Consider the following 17,955-nt stretch of genomic DNA (forward strand, 5'->3'; position numbering starts at 1 on the left):
CTAACGACGCTCCATACTGACGTATTCCGCAGCATCAGTCCACCGTGACCGGCTTCCGGTGACCGACACCACGTGCCACGGTCCGTCCCGGGGCGGCGGGCACGAGCCTCGAACGCAGTCCCACCAGGGTGATCAGGGCCAGTACGGTCCCGGCCAACGGCACCAGGAATCCGGTGCTGGCCCCGTGGGCGTCCGCGAGCCGTCCGGCGACCGTCACCGCCGCGGCCTGGCCGAGCGCGACCGAACCCGTCAGCCAGGTGAACGCCTCGGTCCGGGCGGACCCCGGCACCAGGGCCTCGACCAGTGTGTAGCCGCTGATCAGGGCCGGGGCGATGGAGAGGCCGACCAGGAGCCCGAGCCCGGCCAGCAGAGGCACCGAGTGCACCGCCCACAGTCCGGACGCGGTCAGGGTCAGTGCCGCGTACCCGACGATCAGCCGCCGTCGGGGACCGCTCTTCCAGGCGATGGCACCGCAGGCGATCCCGGCGAGCATGTTGCCCGCCGCGAAGACGCCGTACATCAGGCCGTTGGCTCCCGGGCGGCCGATTTCCTCGGCGAAGGCGGTCAGCGAGACCTGCATGCCGCCGAAGACCGCGCCGATCCCGAGGAAGGAGATCGCGAGCACCCGTACGCCCGGTACGGACAGCGCGGAGGCGTGCCGCCGGGAGGTGCCGGAGGCGGCGTTGCGGACCGCGGGCTGGGTGCGGCTCTGCGCGGCGAAGAGCAGCCCGCCGACCAGGGTCAGCGCGGCCTCCGTGATCAGGCCGGCCGCCGGGTGGACCCCTGTGCACAGCGCGGTGGCGAGCACCGGGCCGATGACGAAGGTGAACTCGTCCGTCACCGATTCGAAGGCGGCCGCGGTGGACATCAGCGGCGAGGCCTCGCGGTCCGGTGTCGCGCCGAGCACGGCCGCCCAGCGGGCCCGCACCATCGGCCCGACCTGCGGGACGGACGCACCCGTCGGCACGGCCGCAACGAACAGCGCCCACAGGGGCGCGTCCGCCAGTGCGAGCGCCGTCAGCACCGATACGGACGCGGCGTGCACCAGGACCCCGGGCAGCAGCACGGCACGCTGGCCGAAGCGGTCGGCGAGCTTGCCAGTCTGCGGGGCGAACAGGGCCATGGAGACACCGGTCACGGCGGCGACGGCGCCCGCGCTGCCGTACGAACCGGTGGTGTGCTGGACCAGGAGCACGATGCCGATGGTCAGCATCGCGAAGGGCTGCCGTGCGGCGAAGCCCGGGAGGAGAAATGTCCACGCACCCGGGGTGCGCAGCAACTGCCCGTATCCGGGGCGGTCGGTGACCGTGGACGCCACGGTCCATGCCTTTCTGCCGCCTGGTGGCCGGGCTCCCGCGGGCGGCCGGCACCGTGGGGTGCGGGCCGTTCGTGCGGGTGCTGCCGAGAGCTGTCCTCTTCGCGCGGGACTGCGGTAGATGCCGGGCGCTCAGCAGAGGCGGAGGACGCCACGACCGCCATACGGTCGCGCCAGCTCTGCATCAGGCAGAGTTGGTCGTTCTGATCGGTCGATCGGGTCGACCGGCCCCGTCGCGGGGGCGGTCGATTCCCTTCATGATACAGGCAGGGTTCCTCGCGCCCCTGTGATTGTGCGCAAGGAACCCTGCCAGGCCTGCACCCGCAAGGCCACGCGACCACAAGGGCGCAGAAGCCGCAGAGGCCGGAACCGCACCGGACATCGACGCCCTCAGTGGTGCGTCTTCGGTCCGTCGGTCTTCCCCAGCCGCTTCACGGCCTTCAGCGCATGTGTCACGTCGTGCACCACGTCGTGCCCCGGATGGGACCCCGCAGGACTCTCGCCACCGCTTCTGCCGCCGGACCCCAGCCAGCCCGCGAGCTTGCCGTTCTCGCCGACCGCGCGCAGCCGTTCCTCCGCCGCGTCGCGCACCGGATCGGTGGCGACCACCAGCAGCTCGTCGCCGCGCCGCAGCACCGTCGAGGGCGCCGGTACGAAGCTCTTGCCGTCCCGTACGACGAGGGTGACGGCGGCCCCGGCGGGCAGCCGAAGCTCCCCGACCTCCACGCCGTGCATCTTCGAGCGGGCCGGGATCGCCACCGAGAGCAGATGCCCGCGCAGCCGCTCCAGCGGTGCCGACTCGATCCCCAGGTCGGCGGCCTCGGCCGGGTCGTCGGCGATCTTCAGGGCCTTCGCCAGCCAGGGCAGCGTGGGCCCCTGGATGAGGGTGTAGACGATCACGAGTACGAAGACGATGTTGAAGACACGGGTGGAGCCCTCGACCCCGGCGACCATCGGGATGGTCGCCAGGATGATGGGCACGGCGCCGCGCAGCCCCGCCCAGGACATCAGTGCCTTCTCCTGCCAGGGCAGCCGGAACGGCGCCAGCGAGATGAAGACCTCCAGCGGACGCGCCACCACGGTCAGCACCAGGCCCACCACGACCGCGGGCCAGAAGTCGTCGAGCAGGTCGTGCGGGGTGACCAGGAGCCCGAGCAGCACGAACATGCCGATCTGGGCCAGCCAGCCGAGCCCGTCGGCGAAGCCGCGGGTGGCGGGCCAGTGCGGCAGCTTGGCGTTGCCGAGGATCATCGCGGCCAGATACACGGCGAGGAAACCACTGCCGTGGACCAGGGCGCCGGCCGCGTACGCGGACACCGCGATCGCCATCACGGCGATCGGGTAGAGGCCGGAGGCGGGCAGCGCCACACGACGCAGTCCGAACGAGCCGAGCCAGCCGACGGCGATCCCCATGGCCGCACCGATGGCGAGCTCCAGGGCTATTTCGCCGATCAGTACGTACCAGCTGTCCACCGCTCCCGTGGTCGAGAAGGCGACCACCAGGATCACCACGGGGGCGTCGTTGAAGCCGGACTCGGCCTCCAGCACGCCGGTGACCCGGGCGGGCAGCGGCACCTTGCGCAGCACGGAGAAGACGGCGGCTGCGTCCGTCGACGAGACGACCGCGCCGATGATCAGCGACTGCCGCCAGTCCAGGCCGACCAGGTAGTGCGCCCCGGCCGCCGTGACGCCCACGCTCACCGCGACACCGACCAGCGAGAGCATCACCGCGGCGGGCAGCGCCGGTCTGATCTCTTTCCACTTCGTGCCCAGGCCGCCCTCGGCGAGGATCACGACCAGTGCGGCGTAGCCGATGACCTGGGTCAGTTCCGCGTTGTTGAACTTGACGTCGAAGATGCCGTCCTGCCCTATGGCGATCCCGATGCCGAGGTACAGGAGCAGGCTGGGGAGCCCGCTGCGCGACGAGATGCGTACCGCCGCCACCGCGACGAGCAGTACGAGCGAGCAGACGAGCAGGAGTTCGTTGAGCGTGTGGACAGACAGTGGCCGTTCCTTCCCCGCGTACGCCTGCCGGGTCGATCGACCTTCGGCATCGACCGATGGCGGCCGGTACTTCGTTACCTTACCTAATCTTTAACGCTTTCTTGACGCGTTCGAGCATTCGTACGATCGCTACGCAATTCGAATCATCCCGATACCGCGTCAGAGCTGTCCCGGCGCTGCGCCTATGGTTGCTCCTGCACTCCCAGGACCACCTGCCCCTCGAAGGACAGCGATGCCCGCCAACTCAACCGCCTCTTCCGCCTCCTCCGGTGCCCCCGGTGCGAAGACCGGCAGGAAGAAGGGGCGACGTGCCCGCCTGATCGTGATCGTTCTGGTGCTGGCGCTCGTCGCGGGTATCGGTTACGGGACGTTCTGGTCCGTATCCACCGTGCGGGCCTCGTACCCGCAGACGACCGGGTCGACGAAGCTCGACGGCCTCGACGGCAGCGTCGACGTCAAACGCGACAGCTACGGGATCCCGCAGCTGTACGCGGACTCCGATACCGATCTCTTCCGCGCCCAGGGCTTCGTCCAGGCGCAGGACCGCTTCTGGGAGATGGACGTCCGCCGTCACATGACGGCCGGCCGGCTCTCCGAGATGTTCGGCTCCGGACAGGTCGAGACGGACTCCTTCCTGCGCACGCTCGGCTGGCGCAAGGTCGCGCAGGAGGAGTACGACAACGTCCTGTCCGAGGACACCAAGAAGAACCTCCAGGCGTACGCGGACGGCGTCAACGCCTACCTCAAGGGCCGCGACGGCAAGGACATCTCCGTCGAGTACGCGGCCCTCGGCTTCACCAACGACTACAAGCCCGCCGAGTGGACCCCGGTCGACTCGGTCGCCTGGCTCAAGGCCATGGCCTGGGACCTGCGCGGCAACATGCAGGACGAGATCGACCGCTCGCTGATGACCAGCAGGCTCGACGCGAAGCAGATCGAGGACCTCTACCCGGCGTACCCGTACGAGAAGCACCGGCCGATCGTCGACCAGGGGGCGGTCTCCCCGGTCACCGGGAAGTTCGACCCGGACGCGACCCCGTCCGACACCACCGGCTCGAACACCGCGCAGGGCGCCACCGAGGGCCTGAACACCCAGCTCTCCGCGCTCTCCGACACCCTCGACCAGATCCCGGCGCTGCTCGGCCCGAACGGCAACGGCATCGGGTCCAACTCCTGGGTGGTCTCCGGCGACTACACGACGACCGGCAAGCCGCTGCTCGCCAACGACCCGCACCTGGCGCCGCAGCTGCCCTCGCTCTGGTACCAGATGGGCCTGCACTGCCGCGAGATCACGGCGAAGTGCCAGTACGACACCGCGGGCTACACCTTCGCCGGCATGCCGGGCGTGATAATCGGTCACAACCAGGACATCGCCTGGGGCTTCACCAACCTCGGCGCGGACGTCACCGACCTCTTCCTGGAGAAGGTCTCCGGCGACGGCTACCTGTACGACGGCAAGGTCAAGCCCTTCACCACCCGTGAGGAGACCATCAAGGTCGCGGGCGGCAAGGACCGGAAGATCACTGTCCGCGAGACCAACAACGGTCCGCTGGTCTCCGACCGCAGCAGCGAACTGGAGACGGTCGGCCAGAAGGCGCCCGTCACCAACGCGGCCCCGGACCGGGCCGACGGCTACGCGGTCGCCCTGAAGTGGACCGCGCTGGACCCCGGCAAGTCCATGGACGCCGTCTTCGAGCTGAACCGGGCCAAGGACTTCAAGACCTTCCAGGCGGCGGCCGAGCACTTCGAGGTCCCCTCGCAGAACCTGATCTACGCCGACACCGAGGGCAACATCGGCTACCAGGCGCCCGGGAAGATCCCGGTCCGCCTCAAGGGCGACGGCACGATGCCCAGCCCCGGCTGGTCCTCGAAGTACGGCTGGGAGAAGGACCCGATCCCGTTCGGCGAGCTGCCCTACGAGTACAACCCGAAGCGCGGCTACATCGTCACCGCCAACCAGGCCGTCGTCGACGAGAAGTACCCGCACCTGCTGACCAAGGACTGGGGCTACGGCAGCCGCAGTCAGCGGATCGACGACCTCATCCAGTCGAAGATCAAGGGCGGCGGGAAGATCTCGACCGAAGACATGCAGAAGATGCAGATGGACAACACCAGCGAGATCGCCGCGCTGCTGGTGCCCGAGCTGATGAAGATCAATGTCTCGGACAAGAGCGTCCGCGAGGCACAGAAGCTCCTGGAGGGCTGGGACTACACCCAGGAGCCCGACTCGGCCGCGGCCGCGTACTTCAACGCGGTCTGGCGCAACATCCTCAAGCTGGCCTTCGGCAACAAGCTGCCCAAGGAGCTGCGGGTCGAGGGCGAGTGCCTCAACGTGCCCCGGGCCGGCGGTTCGGGCCCGGTCGACGAGCAGGACAGGCTGGTGCGCGAGTGCGGCCGGCGCGACGCGGACTCCGCCCAGCCCGACGGCGGTGACCGCTGGTACCAGGTGGTCGCCCAGCTGATGGACGACCGGAACAGCGACTGGTGGAAGGCGCCGAGGAGCGGCCGGGACGAGCCGACCGAGAACCGCGACCAGCTCTTCGCCCGCGCCATGGAGGACGCCCGCTGGGAGCTGACCGCCAAGCTCGGCAAGGACATCACCACCTGGAGCTGGGGCCGGCTGCACCAGCTGACCCTGAAGAACCAGACCCTCGGCACCGAGGGCCCCGGACTGCTCCAGCGGGCCCTCAACCGCGGCCCGTGGAACCTCGGCGGCGGCGAGGCCGCGGTCAACGCCACCGGCTGGAACGCGGCGGGCGGCTACGACGTCGTCTGGGTCCCGTCGATGCGGATGGTGGTCAACGTGGGGGACTGGGACAAGTCCCGCTGGATCAACCTCACCGGCGCCTCCGGGCACGCGTTCAGCGCGCACTACACCGATCAGACTGACAAGTGGGTCAACGGTGATCTGCTCGACTGGTCCTTCGGTACGAACGCCGTCGCCAAGTCGACGACCGACACGCTGACCCTCAAGCCCTAGGGTCTTTCCGTCCGGATCGGGCCGGGGCACGCGAGCCCGGCACGATCCGGACGGGAGGCCCTCAGGGTCTGTCCGTCCGGCGGCTCGCGGCCGGTGTCACCACCACGTCCACGGGGTGGTCGTGCGGTTCCTCCGGGACCCGCGCGACCACCTCGTCGTCGTAGAGCAGGACGATCAGCGCGGGATGCGCCCCGGCCGCGGCGAGCCTGGCCAGCACCCGGTCGTAGCTGCCGCCGCCCCGGCCGAGCCGCATCCCGCGCCCGTCCACCGCGAGGCCCGGCAGCAGCACCGCGTCGGCCTCCAGGACCGCTTCGGGGCCGAGCCGCGCGCCGTCCGGCTCCAGCAGCCCGCGGCCGGCCCGGACGAGACGGTCCGCCCCCTCGTACGGCGCCCAGTCCAGATCGTTGTCCGCGAGGAGCACCGGCAGCAGCACCCGCACGCCCCGGGCGCGCAGGGCCTCCAGCAGCACCCGGGTGCCTGGCTCGCTGCCCACCGAGACGTACGCGGCGACGGTACGGGCTCCGGACAGCTCCGGGAGATCCAGTGCGCCCCGGGACAGAACCACCGCGGCGTTTTCCACGTCTTCCCTGGTCAGAAGGCGCCGCGCGGCCAGCAGTTCACGCCGGAGCAGCGCCTTTCGGGACATCTCAGTGCTCAACGGGCACCCCTGGATCTCTCATATCTGCGTATAGCCGTACAAAGTTAACCGGAGCCTCATCTTCCTCACATACGCACCGGTTATGGTTCTGCGCATGACTCAGTCGCACCCCAGGATCAGCAAGGCTGTCATCCCGGCCGCGGGGCTCGGTACCCGCTTCCTGCCGGCCACCAAAGCCACTCCCAAGGAGATGCTGCCTGTGGTCGACAAGCCCGCGATCCAGTACGTCGTCGAGGAGGCGGTGACCGCCGGCCTCTCCGACGTACTGATGATCACCGGGCGCAACAAGCGTCCGCTGGAGGACCACTTCGACCGCAATTACGAGCTGGAGTCCGCGCTCACCCGCAAGGGAGACGCCGCACGGCTCAAGAAGGTCCAGGAGTCGAGCGACCTGGCCACCATGCACTACGTCCGGCAGGGCGACCCGCGCGGCCTCGGCCACGCCGTGCTGTGCGCCGCGCCGCACGTCGGCGACCAGCCCTTCGCGGTCCTCCTCGGCGACGACCTGATCGACCCGCGCGACCCGCTGCTGGCCCGCATGGTCGAGATCCAGGAGCGCGAGGGCGGCAGTGTCATCGCGCTGATGGAGGTCGCGCCGGAGCAGATCCACCAGTACGGCTGCGCGGCCGTCGAGCCCACCGCCGAGGGCGATGTGGTGCGCATCACCGGCCTCGTCGAGAAGCCCGAGGCGGACGAGGCCCCCAGCAACCTCGCCATCATCGGCCGCTACGTCCTGGACCCCGCCGTCTTCGGGATACTGCGCAGGACCGAACCGGGCCGCGGCGGCGAGATCCAGCTCACCGACGCGCTCCAGCTCCTCGCCGAGGACGAGAAGGCGGGCGGCCCCGTCCACGGTGTCGTCTTCAAGGGCCGCCGCTATGACACCGGTGACCGGAGCGACTACCTCCGTGCCATTGTCAGACTCGCGTGCGAACGTGAAGACCTGGGCCCGGACTTCAAGACCTGGCTCCGCAGTTACGTCACCGAGGAGATGTAGCACTTTGAGCAGCACGATGTGGTCGGTGGACGAGCACCTGGCAGACATTCTCGAAGCGGTGCGCCCGCTCGAACCCATCGAGCTGCAACTGCACGATGCCCAGGGCTGCGTCCTCGTCGAGGACGTCATGGTGGAGATCGCCCTGCCGCCCTTCGACAACAGCTCGATGGACGGTTACGCGGTCCGCGTCGCCGACATCGAGGGCGCCGACGAGGAGTTCCCCGCGGTACTCACGGTCATCGGTGATGTCGCGGCGGGCAGCGACGGCCTGCCCGGCGACCGGGCCGTCGGCCCCGGCGAGGCCGCCCGGATCATGACCGGTGCCCCGCTGCCGGCCGGTGCCGAGGCCGTGGTCCCGGTCGAGTGGACCGACGGCGGCACGGGCGGCGGCCCCGCCGACACCATGCGTTCCCTGAGCGACGCCCCGGAGGGGGCGGGCGGCGAGGTCCGGGTGCACCGCCCCGTCGAGGCCCGCGCCCATGTCCGTGCCCGCGGCAGTGACGTCAAGCCGGGCGATCTGGCGCTGAGCGCGGGATCGGTCGTCGGCCCGCCGCAGATCGGCCTGCTCGCCGCGATCGGCCGCTCGACGGTGAAGGTGCGGCCCCGGCCGCGCGTCGTCGTCATCTCCACCGGCAGCGAACTGGTCCAGCCCGGCGAGGAACTGACCGGCGGCCGGATCTACGACTCGAACAGCTTCGCGCTCACGGCCGCGGCCAAGGACGCCGGAGCGATCGCCTACCGCGTCGGGGCCGTCACCGACGACGCCGACACGCTCCGCGCCACGATCGAGGACCAGCTGATCCGCGCCGACATCGTCGTCACCACCGGAGGCGTCAGCGTCGGCGCGTACGACGTCGTGAAGGAAGCCCTCTCCTCGGTGGGCGACGCGGACGAGCCGGGCAGCGGCATCGACTTCCGCAAGCTCGCCATGCAGCCGGGCAAGCCGCAGGGCTTCGGCTCGATCGGCCCCGACCACACACCGCTGCTGGCACTGCCGGGCAACCCCGTCTCCTCGTACATCTCCTTCGAGCTGTTCGTACGGCCGGCGATCCGCGCCCTGATGGGGCTGCCGGACGTGAACCGCCCCGCCGTCCGGGCCGTGCTGGACACCGACAAGGCCCTCACCTCGCCGTCCGGCAGACGCCAGTTCCTGCGCGGTACGTACGACGCGGAGGCCGGCACGGTCACCCCAGTCGGCGGCGCCGGATCGCATCTGATCGGCGCACTCGCGCGGGCGGACGCGCTGATCGTGCTGCCCGAGGACGTCACCTGCGCCGAGCCCGGCACGGACACCGAGGTGATCCTGCTCCGCTGATTGCCGGGCGGTGGCGGTACGGTGTCTGGCGCTGTGCCTTCCCGGGGACACCCCCGGGCCCCCGGCCCGCACCCAGGTGCGGGCCGAGCGGGCAACCGGCGCCCTACCGCGAGGCGGAGTTAGTTGAGTACGCAGAACAGGCTGACGCACATCGACGAGGCGGGCGCGGCCCGCATGGTCGACGTCTCGGAGAAGGACGTCACCGCGCGGGTGGCCCGGGCCGGCGGCCGGGTCCTCGTCTCGCCGCGCGTCGTCGAGCTGCTCCGCGGCGAGGGAGTCCCCAAGGGCGACGCCCTCGCGACCGCCCGGATCGCCGGGATCATGGGCGCCAAGCGCACCCCGGACCTGATCCCGCTCTGCCACCCGCTGGCCGTCTCCGGCGTCGAGGTCGACCTGAGCGTCACCGACGACGCGGTGGAGATCACGGCCACCGTGAAGACCACGGACCGCACCGGCGTCGAGATGGAGGCCCTGACCGCGGTCTCCGTCGCCGCGCTCACCGTGATCGACATGGTCAAGGCGGTCGACAAGACGGCGGTCATCACGGACGTACGGGTCGAGTCGAAGTCCGGTGGCAAGTCCGGCGACTACCGGCGCACCGAGGCGGACGGAGCGGGGGCGTGACGGCTCCCGGGGCGTCACCGGCCCCGCCTCCCTACCGTGCCCTGGTCGTCACCGCCTCCAACCGCGCTTCGGCCGGCGTCTACGCCGACAAGGGCGGCCCCCTGATCTCCGAGGCGCTCACGCAGCTCGGCTTCGCCGTCGACGGCCCGCAGGTCGTCCCCGACGGCGACCCCGTCGAACAGGCCCTGCGCGCCGGAGCGGCCGCCGGGTACGACGTCATCGTCACGACCGGCGGTACGGGCATCTCGCCCACCGACCGCACGCCCGAGGCCACCCGCCGAGTCCTGGACCGCGAGATCCCCGGCATCCCGGAGGCGATCCGCGCCGAGGGCCGCGACCAGGTCCCCACCGCCGCGCTCTCCAGGGGCCTCGCGGGCGTCGCGGGCCGCACCCTCATCGTGAACCTGCCGGGCTCCACCGGCGGGGTGCGCGACGGACTCGCCGTCCTCGCCCGTCTCCTGGTGCACGCCGTCGACCAGTTGCGCGGCGGCGATCACCCCCGACCGGGGAGCCCGAGCTGAACGTCTCGACCTGGCCGGTGGTCCTCAGCGACGGCGAGATCGTGCTCCGGCCGATCAAACTGCGCGACCAGCGCATGTGGCGCGAGGTCAACCGGCGCAACCGCGACTGGCTGCGCCCCTGGGAGGCGACCGTGCCGCCGCCCGCCCCGGGCGGACCGGTGGCCCAGCGCCCCACGTACCGTCAGATGATCCGTCACCTGCGCGCCGAGGCCAACGCGGGCCGGATGCTGCCCTTCGCCATCGAGTACGACGGCCGGCTGGTCGGTCAGCTGACGGTCGCCGGGATCACCTGGGGCTCGATGTGCTCGGGTCATGTCGGCTACTGGGTCGACCAGGCGGTGGCCGGCCGGGGAGTGATGCCGACCGCGGTCGCGCTCGCCGTCGACCACTGCTTCCGCACGGTCGGACTGCACCGCATCGAGGTGTGCATTCGGCCGGAGAACGGGCCCAGCAGAAGGGTCGTGGAGAAACTGGGATTCCGTGAGGAAGGCCTGCGCCCGCGCTATCTCCACATCGACGGCGCCTGGCGGGACCACCTCATCTATGCGCTCACCGCGGAGGAAGTGCCCGACGGGCTGCTCCGGCGCTGGCACCGGTCACGACCCGGAACGCCACGGGAAATAAAATAAATGTTCGATATTGATCGGCAGTTGACCGATGTCGAACGTACAAACATCCATGGCTGATCTGAACAATCACAAAAAAAGTCCGTGATATCAGCCGGATCGTGCGACACACCGGGCCAATTGGCGGATGTCCCCGTGCAAACCCCTCTACGGTGTGAGGCGTGAGCAGCAGCGGCCTCATCTACGCAGTCATCGTCGGGGCCTGGGCCGCCTACTTGGTGCCGATGTGGCTCCGCAGGCAGGACGAGCTCAACGAAGCCCGTCCGACGGAACGCTTCAGCACCGCCATCCGGCTGCTGTCCGGACGGGCGGCGATGGAGCGTCGGTACGCCAAGGACCTGCGGGAGCGCATCGGCGAGGAGGCGGAGCCCGACGCGGACCCGGACGTCGACACGGACCGAATGGATTCCGTGGACGTCCGGGCCTTCGCCGCGCCCGACGCGCACACCGAAGCCCGGGTGCACGACCCGGCGCGCACCCCCGAAGGGCGCCCCGAACCGGCAAAGGCAAAGGCGCAGGCACAGGCGAAGCCCCGGGCGAAGGCACCGGCTTCCGCACGGCGCGCACGCCAGCGCCCCGGCGGAACGGACGCCGAGCGCGTCCGGCGGGCCCAGCGCCTGCAGGTCCTCGCGCGCCGTCGGCGTACCACCGTCGTCCTCTTCCTGGCCTTCACCCTCGGCGCGGTCGTCGCGGCGGTCGGCGGCCTCCACTTCCTCTGGGCGCCCGCGGTTCCGGCCGTGCTGCTGAGCACGTACATCGTGCATCTGCGGGCCCAGGAGCGGCGCCGGTTCGCCTTCACCATGGACCGGCGCCGGGCCGAGGTGGCGGCGCAGCACCTGCGCGAGAGCCGCACCCGCAGGCACCAGCCGGCCGCGGCGGCCCCCGCCGAGCCCGACGAGGAGCCCGAAGCGCGCCGCCCCGAGCCGGAGCCCGCGCCCGCGGTCTCCCCGCAGGAGGCCGGCCGCCGCGCCCTGGTCGAGCAGACGGACCACGCGGAATGGGTCGACCAGCAGCGCGAGCGCGGCCGGGCCCAGGGCGACAGCTGGGAGCCGGTCCCGGTCCCGCTGCCCACCTACGTCACCGCCCCGGTCGCCCCGCGCGCCACGGGCGGCGTCGAGGTCGGCAACCCGGAGACCTGGAGCGCGGCCCGCTCCAGCGCCGCCGAGCCCACCGGCACCTCGCACCCCGTCGCGCCCCCGGTCGACCCGGCGCCGCGCCAGCGCACCAACCAGTCCCGCCGCAGCCGCGACCGGGGCCGGACCCCGCTCTTCGACCAGTACGAGGACGGGGAGCGCCCCAGAGCCGCCAATGAGTGAGCCCGCCCCGGGCCCGCCGCGCCGCCGCCTCGGCTGACCAGCACGGACCGGATTTCCGAGCACCCCGTTCGGGGTGCTAGAGTTTCACTCGTTGCAAGGGCCTGTGGCGCAGTCTGGTAGCGCACCTCGTTCGCATCGAGGGGGTCTGGGGTTCAAATCCCCACAGGTCCACCGCACACACGGAGATCCCGTCCGATCGAAAGATCGGACGGGATCTCCGTCGTTCACCGGTGAGGCGCGGAGCTTGTCCCGCCGGCGCCTTCGGGGTGCGGGCGGGACGTGTCCGGACGCCTTTGCGGCGGCTGCTTCGGTGCTCAGCCCTGCGGCGCGGGCTCCGGGCTGCGGAGCGCCTGCCGGGCCTCACCGGCGCAGGCCGCTGCGATGGCCGCGCTGACGGTGACGGCCAGCGCGGCGACCACGGTGTCCGGGCCGAAGGACTCCTGGCGGGCCGCGTTCAGGAAGGCCGCCGCGATGGCGATCTCGCCGAGCCCGAGCAGCCCGAGCCATGCTCCCCGTGCGGCGGGCGGAGCCCATGCCCGGGCCTCCTTCCAGCCCCGCAGCGCAGCGCCTCCTCCCATCACCAGTACCACCAGGAGCAGAAGTGCCGTGAACAGGACGTCACCCGCGACGGAGGGCGCGTTGTGATCGATTTCGGCGGTGTCCGGGCCGGACAACAGCAGCCCGATGAAGGCGATGTAGGCGATCTGAGCGATCAGCAGTGCCGGTGCGACCCGGTGCCTGAGAAGGCGGCCCATACGTTGCTCCTCACGAGCTTCTGGTTCCTGGTGATCCAGAGTCTGCCTGCCCTTCGGTACGTGGTTCGCGCAGGTGCCGCGTGACGTGCCGGACGCCTCGCCTCGGGCCGGCAACGACACCGCAGGGGACCGGCGGTGTCGCCGGTCCCCTGCGGTGTGTACGGGCTGTCAGCAGCCGCTGGTGGTCCAGCGGCAGGCGGTGATCAGCGCGGCGGCGTGCTCCTCGCCACGGGCGTCCTCGGTGCGGAGGTCCTCGGGCAGCAGCTGCAGGGCGTCGATGTCGTGCTCCATCATTTCGGTCTCCTTCGGTCGGAAGTGATGCCGGTCCGGGTGCGGACCGGCTGCCGGCGGCCGGTGGCCACCGGACGACTCAGGGGGTGGTGCGATCGCCCTCGGGGAGCCAGGCGCGGGGGCCGCCGAACCGCATGCGCAGCAGCAGCGAGAGGCTTCCGGAGAGACCGGTGGCGTATTCGGCGAGGACGGTGCGCCGGTTCTCGTCCGGCACCAGGAGACGGCCGTCGCGCAGGACCGCCTGGGCCGCCAGGTGCTCGACGAGCAGTTCCGCGTCGGCGCGGCGGTGGTGGTCGCCGGTCAGTTCGGCCACGTCCAGGAGGAGTTCGGCGTTGCCGGCCAGTCCGTGGCAGGTGGCGGGCGAGTCCGTCACCCGGCCGGCCTTGACCGCGTCGGCCGCGCCCTCCACCAGGGCACGCAGGGCGTCGTCCCCGGAGTCCCCGGCGCCGCCGGCCGCCCACAGCCGGACCAGGAAGGTGCCCGCGCCGGACGAGCCGCTGCACCAGTGCCGTGCCAGGTCCGGCGAGTCGGAGAGGTGGCGGGCGCGGTCGACGGGCCAGAGCGCTCCCGCCGGACCGCTGCGGGCGGCGGTCGTCAGGGTCTCGCCCGCAGCGACGGCCGCGGCGCGGAAGCGCTCGTCACCGGTGGCCCCGGCAGCCAGCAGCAGGAAGGTGCCGACTCCGGCGACGCCGTGCGCGAAGCCGTAGTGCCAGGCGCCCGCCAGCGCCGAACCGAAGTCCTCGGGTATCGGCCAGAACACGCCCTCGGGGGTGTGCCGTGCCGCGGTGAGCAGCCCCTCCGCGGCCTCGGCGGCACGTTCGAGGAAGCGGGCGTCCCCGGTGCCGTGCCAGAAGTGCAACTGGGTCAGGCCCGAACCGGCGGCGCCGTGCGTCACATCGGGGTTGGGCCACCGTACGGGCAGCTCCAGGGCTGTCTTCGCGGCGCGTTCGGCGAGGTCGGGGTCGTCCAGCGCCCGAGCGGCGTCGAGCAGGGCCCAGGCCGTGCCCGAGCGGCCGAAGTGCAGGCCCGGCAGGTCCCAGGGCAGCGCGTCCTGCCGGTCGGCGGTCCAGTGCGCGGCGGCCCGCAGCCCCTCGCGCAGCGCCTCGGCGGAGAGGGACGAAGGCGCTTCGGCGGACAGGCCGTCCCACTCGCGCAGCGCCCGCGCGAGCACCGCCACCCCGCCCGCCGAGCCGTGCTGGAGGGTGACCGGGTCGCAGGTCTCGCCGAAGCTGTCCGAGGGCCAGAGCCGTTCCGGGTCGCCGGGCCGCATGGTGGCGAGCAGGTGGGCGATGCCGTCGTGCAGCAGGCGTTCGCGGGTGTCCCCGGCCCGGTCCGCGCGGCCGGCCGGGCCGGTGCGGTCGGTCCCGGCGGCGGCCGGGCGGAAGTTCCGGGCCTTCTCCAGGGTCCAGCGCCCGGCGGGCTCGTCGCGCATCAGCCCCAGGACCAGCGGTGCGTAGCCGCGTACCAGGGGCCGGTCGCGGGAGAGGAGTTCCACGAGCCGGGCCAGGCGCTCCTCGCCGGGGCGGGCCGCGGCATCCGGCAGGTCCGGTGCGAACAGCGGGTCGGCGCCGCTCAGCGCGTGCAGCACGGTCGCGCCCAGGGCGAACAGGTCGACGGAGGGCGGCAGCGCGGGCGCCACCTGGTCGGCGGCGCGCAGCTCCGGTGCGGTGTAGCCGGGGGTCGCGCCGAGCACCCAGCGCTCGCCCTGCGGGGCCGCCATCTCCAGGTCGATCAGGAGCAGCCGGCCGTCCGGGGTGACCATGATGTTGTTCGGGTTGAAGTCGTGCAGGGTGAGGCCCAGTCCGTGGGCGGCGGCGACCAGTTCGACGAGCTGCCCGACCAGGGACGCGGCCGTCCTCTCGTCGGGGCAGGCGGTGCCGTCCTCGGCCAGGCGCTGGGCGACGGTGCGGCGCAGGGTGGCGCCGGGCACCGACTCCACGGCCATGAGGACGCTGCCCTGCTGCTCGAACACCTCGACGACGCGCGGGACGACCGGGTGGTCCGGGCGGGCCCCGCCGAAGCGTCCCAGCAGCGCCGCCTCCCGGCGCAGCAGGTCCCGTACGTCGAGCCCCTCCGGCCCCGCGCCCACATGGGCCCGCGCCTGCTTGACGACGACCTGCTGCCCGGTCTCGGAGTCCTCGGCCCGGAACACCCCGCCCTTGTTGGAGTGCTGGATCGCGCCCCGCACGAGATAGCGCCCGTTCAGCAGCACGGGCTTGGCCGTGGCGGTGCTGCGGGCCGGGGCGGCCGGGCGGCCGGGGAACGGGTCGCCCGCCCAGGCGGGCGGGCTGAACCAGGCGTTGCGCTCGTCGGGGACCGGCCGCCCCTCGGGGTCGGTGAGGGACGCGACGTACCCGCCGTCGGGCATCAGCCGGCGGACGCCGGAGAACACCCCGTACCGGTAGAAGACCTGGCTGTCCGGGCGGTAGCGCCGGTCGGAGAGTACGGCGGGCCCCGGCAGCCCGGCGGTGGCCCGGTGCAACTCCTCGGCGAGCAGCCTGAACTGGTCGTCGTCCGCCGGGTACACGGTGATGAACTTGCCGGACCCGCCCCGCGCGAAGCGCCCCGAGACCAGCTCGGTGACCCGTGCGGGGCTCCCCGCGAACTTGAACCGGCACCGGTGGGCGACCAGCACCTCGGCGGCCCTGGCCAGGGTCAGGGGCGCGGCGAGCGGGGTGGCCGACACATGGAGCTTCCAGCCCTGGGCCCGCCGGATCGCCCCCTCGGGGGCCACATGGCACCAGAACTCCGCCTGGTCGACGCTCCATTCGTGCTCCGCCCCCGGTGCGTGCCGGGCGATGGCGGCACGCACGAGATCGGGCAGCAGCGCGAGGTCCGCCGGGCGCTCGGCGCGGGGGCGTCGCGGCCCTGACGGTGAGGCGGTCTCGGGCAGTGCTGACACGCTGGTCGACCTCGTATCTCGTGGGGGTGGGAACTCCGGGGCCGCTGGGTCTACTGCTGGTGCGGGGTGTAGTCGTCGCCCCAGCTGGTGTCGAGGAGGGATGCCGCGACCGTGCCGGCCGAGCCCGTGCCCGGCCCGTACGCCGCGGGGACCGCCGCGACGGCGGCGGCGCCGGCGGACAGCAGGACCGTGAGGACGAGTAGGCGGCGGACGGCTGAGGGCATGGCGCAGCTCCTGGGTCGGGAGTGGGGAGGGCGACGAGCACCGCGCGGGACGGGGTTCGCCGCCAGATGTCGCGGCTGAGGGGGTTTCGGCCGGACGACCAAAGTTCATCCTCCAACGCCCTCTTGGTCCAGCGCTCCGGGCTGGCAATACCCTGCATGGCACGGAAGTAGCAGGGCCGCATTGCGGGGAAGAACATGACTACAGGCACAAATCACGGTGAACTGCCACGCCTCGACCCGACGGCCGTCGCGGTCTTCGAGCACGCGCTGTCGCTGGGCAGTGTCGGGCGGCGGCGGCCCGACGTGCCGCCCGGCCTCGGCCTGGCCCCAAAGGACGTCGAGCGGGCCTGCCGCGCCCTGCTGGCGCTGCGCCTGCTCAGACCGGCACCGGGCAACCCCGACCAGCTGATCCCGGTCAGCCCGGACGCCGCCGCGGCCGAGGTGGTCGGCCCCCGGGAGGCGGAGCTGGCGCGGGCGGCGGCGCACATCCAGTCGGTGCGCGACGAGTTGCAGTCCCTGATGCCGCAGTACCGGGCCGCCCGGCGGGCGCGGAGCGGCGAGGAGGGCGTCACCGTGCTGCCCGACCTGGCGGCCGCCTCGGCGATGCTCACCGAGGAGTCGGCCCGCTGCTGGGACGAGGTGTTCACCGTCCAGCCCGGCGGCGGACGCTCCCCGCACCGTCTCCGGGGCGCCATCGACCGGGACCTGGCGATGCTCGGCCGGGGCGTGCGGATGCGCACCCTCTACCAGCACTCGGCCCGTACCAGCCTGGCCACCCAGGGGTACGTGGAACGGCTCACCGAGGCCGGTGCCGAGTACCGCACGGCCGCCGAACTCCCGGACCGGGCCGTGGTGTTCGACCGTTCCGTGGCCTTTCTGCCCCGGCGCGCGAACGGCGGCTCGGGCGAGGGCGCGGTGCTGGTCAGGGACCCCGACGTGGTGGCGTACCTCTGCCGGTCCTTCGAGCAGCACTGGTCCGGCGCGACGCCGTTCCGCGGCACCAGCGAGGCCGCCTACAAGGAGGTCGGCGGCAGCATGCGCCGCGCGCTGGTGGGGCTGTTGGCCGAGGGAGCCAAGGACGAGGTGATCGCCCGGCGGATGGGCATGTCGCTGCGTACCTGCCGGCGGCACATCGCGGAGCTGCTGGAGGAGCTGGGTGCCACAAGCCGCTTCCAGGGCGGCGCCCTCGCCGAACGCGCGGGCCTCACGGCACCCGCCGCGCCCGGCGCCCCGGGCCCGCACGACGGTGTACCCGGTTCGCACGATGACGCACCCGACGAGCACGGTGCGCCCGCCGCGCCCGTCGCGGACCACGCCGCGCCCTGACCCCGCCCCGATCCGGACGAAAGGCCCTAACGCCGGGGGCCCGGCGCGTTAGGCGATGCTCAGCGAAGCGTTGGTGGCCGCTGCGACCATCCCGTGCGCCG

At 72.2% G+C, this 17,955-nt stretch carries 15 protein-coding genes and 1 tRNA gene; 9 read left to right on the forward strand and 7 right to left on the reverse strand.

The window, feature by feature from the left end; translation table 11 throughout:
* Window positions 1-34: 34 nt before the first annotated feature.
* Together ACWCPY_RS14525 and ACWCPY_RS14530 are read right to left on the reverse strand one after the other, a co-directional pair.
* On the reverse strand, window positions 35-1,318 hold the full coding sequence (locus ACWCPY_RS14525) for an MFS transporter (protein WP_451264773.1): 1,284 nt from the start codon (window positions 1,316-1,318) through the stop codon (window positions 35-37).
* A gap of 387 nt (window positions 1,319-1,705) precedes the next feature.
* Complete coding sequence (locus ACWCPY_RS14530; RefSeq protein ID WP_451264775.1) at window positions 1,706-3,259, reverse strand: potassium/proton antiporter; 1,554 nt, start codon at window positions 3,257-3,259, stop codon at window positions 1,706-1,708.
* A gap of 292 nt (window positions 3,260-3,551) precedes the next feature.
* Between ACWCPY_RS14530 and ACWCPY_RS14535 the strand changes: the two genes are divergently transcribed.
* Window positions 3,552-6,299, forward strand: a complete 2,748-nt coding sequence (locus ACWCPY_RS14535; RefSeq protein ID WP_451264777.1) for a penicillin acylase family protein — start codon at window positions 3,552-3,554, stop codon at window positions 6,297-6,299.
* A gap of 61 nt (window positions 6,300-6,360) precedes the next feature.
* On the opposite strand, the gene ACWCPY_RS14540 is transcribed toward ACWCPY_RS14535, so the two are convergent.
* Window positions 6,361-6,945: a 5-formyltetrahydrofolate cyclo-ligase gene (locus ACWCPY_RS14540; protein WP_451264940.1), complete on the reverse strand. Its 585-nt coding sequence runs from the start codon at window positions 6,943-6,945 to the stop codon at window positions 6,361-6,363.
* A 106-nt stretch (window positions 6,946-7,051) separates the two neighbouring features.
* On the opposite strand from ACWCPY_RS14540, the gene galU reads away from it, so the two are divergent.
* The 7 genes from galU (at window position 7,052) to ACWCPY_RS14575 (ending at window position 12,527) form a co-directional block, all read left to right on the forward strand.
* Complete coding sequence (gene galU / locus ACWCPY_RS14545; RefSeq protein ID WP_362453958.1) at window positions 7,052-7,954, forward strand: UTP--glucose-1-phosphate uridylyltransferase GalU; 903 nt, start codon at window positions 7,052-7,054, stop codon at window positions 7,952-7,954.
* Window positions 7,955-7,958: 4 nt separating this feature from the next.
* Window positions 7,959-9,269, forward strand: a complete 1,311-nt coding sequence (glp, locus tag ACWCPY_RS14550) for a molybdotransferase-like divisome protein Glp (RefSeq protein ID WP_451264779.1) — start codon at window positions 7,959-7,961, stop codon at window positions 9,267-9,269.
* Between the two features lie 123 nt (window positions 9,270-9,392).
* Entirely contained in the window at window positions 9,393-9,893 is a 501-nt protein-coding gene (gene moaC / locus ACWCPY_RS14555) for a cyclic pyranopterin monophosphate synthase MoaC (RefSeq protein ID WP_451264781.1), read from the forward strand.
* The gene (locus ACWCPY_RS14560) at window positions 9,890-10,414 is read left to right on the forward strand and encodes a MogA/MoaB family molybdenum cofactor biosynthesis protein (RefSeq protein ID WP_451264783.1); all 525 of its coding nucleotides are present in this window, start codon (window positions 9,890-9,892) and stop codon (window positions 10,412-10,414) included. Before moaC ends, ACWCPY_RS14560 begins: the two co-directional genes overlap by 4 nt.
* Window positions 10,415-10,431: 17 nt before the next feature.
* Complete coding sequence (locus ACWCPY_RS14565) at window positions 10,432-11,043, forward strand: GNAT family N-acetyltransferase (protein ID WP_451264785.1); 612 nt, start codon at window positions 10,432-10,434, stop codon at window positions 11,041-11,043.
* Between the two features lie 158 nt (window positions 11,044-11,201).
* The gene (sepX, locus tag ACWCPY_RS14570) at window positions 11,202-12,356 is read left to right on the forward strand and encodes a divisome protein SepX/GlpR (protein WP_451264786.1); all 1,155 of its coding nucleotides are present in this window, start codon (window positions 11,202-11,204) and stop codon (window positions 12,354-12,356) included.
* A 97-nt stretch (window positions 12,357-12,453) separates the two neighbouring features.
* Window positions 12,454-12,527: transfer RNA gene (locus tag ACWCPY_RS14575), tRNA-Ala, on the forward strand.
* A 143-nt stretch (window positions 12,528-12,670) separates the two neighbouring features.
* Here ACWCPY_RS14575 and ACWCPY_RS14580 read toward each other — a convergent pair.
* The 4 genes from ACWCPY_RS14580 to ACWCPY_RS14595 form a co-directional block, all read right to left on the reverse strand.
* A complete protein-coding gene (locus ACWCPY_RS14580; protein ID WP_451264787.1) occupies window positions 12,671-13,111 on the reverse strand; it encodes a hypothetical protein in 441 nt (146 codons plus the stop codon).
* Window positions 13,112-13,279: 168 nt separating this feature from the next.
* Window positions 13,280-13,405 (reverse strand): ALQxL family class IV lanthipeptide, encoded by a 126-nt coding sequence (locus tag ACWCPY_RS14585; RefSeq protein WP_218172452.1) that lies wholly within the window; start codon window positions 13,403-13,405, stop codon window positions 13,280-13,282.
* A gap of 76 nt (window positions 13,406-13,481) precedes the next feature.
* Window positions 13,482-16,304 carry a class IV lanthionine synthetase LanL gene (gene lanL / locus ACWCPY_RS14590; RefSeq protein ID WP_451264789.1) on the reverse strand — a complete coding sequence of 941 codons (2,823 nt, stop codon included), beginning with the start codon at window positions 16,302-16,304 and terminating at the stop codon, window positions 13,482-13,484.
* Window positions 16,305-16,354: 50 nt separating this feature from the next.
* Window positions 16,355-16,528: a hypothetical protein gene (locus ACWCPY_RS14595; RefSeq protein WP_451264791.1), complete on the reverse strand. Its 174-nt coding sequence runs from the start codon at window positions 16,526-16,528 to the stop codon at window positions 16,355-16,357.
* Window positions 16,529-16,723: 195 nt separating this feature from the next.
* On the opposite strand from ACWCPY_RS14595, the gene ACWCPY_RS14600 reads away from it, so the two are divergent.
* Window positions 16,724-17,854 (forward strand): hypothetical protein, encoded by a 1,131-nt coding sequence (locus ACWCPY_RS14600; protein WP_451264793.1) that lies wholly within the window; start codon window positions 16,724-16,726, stop codon window positions 17,852-17,854.
* Window positions 17,855-17,955: the final 101 nt, after the last annotated feature.

The sequence above is a fragment of the Streptomyces sp. NPDC002403 genome, from assembly GCF_053593015.1.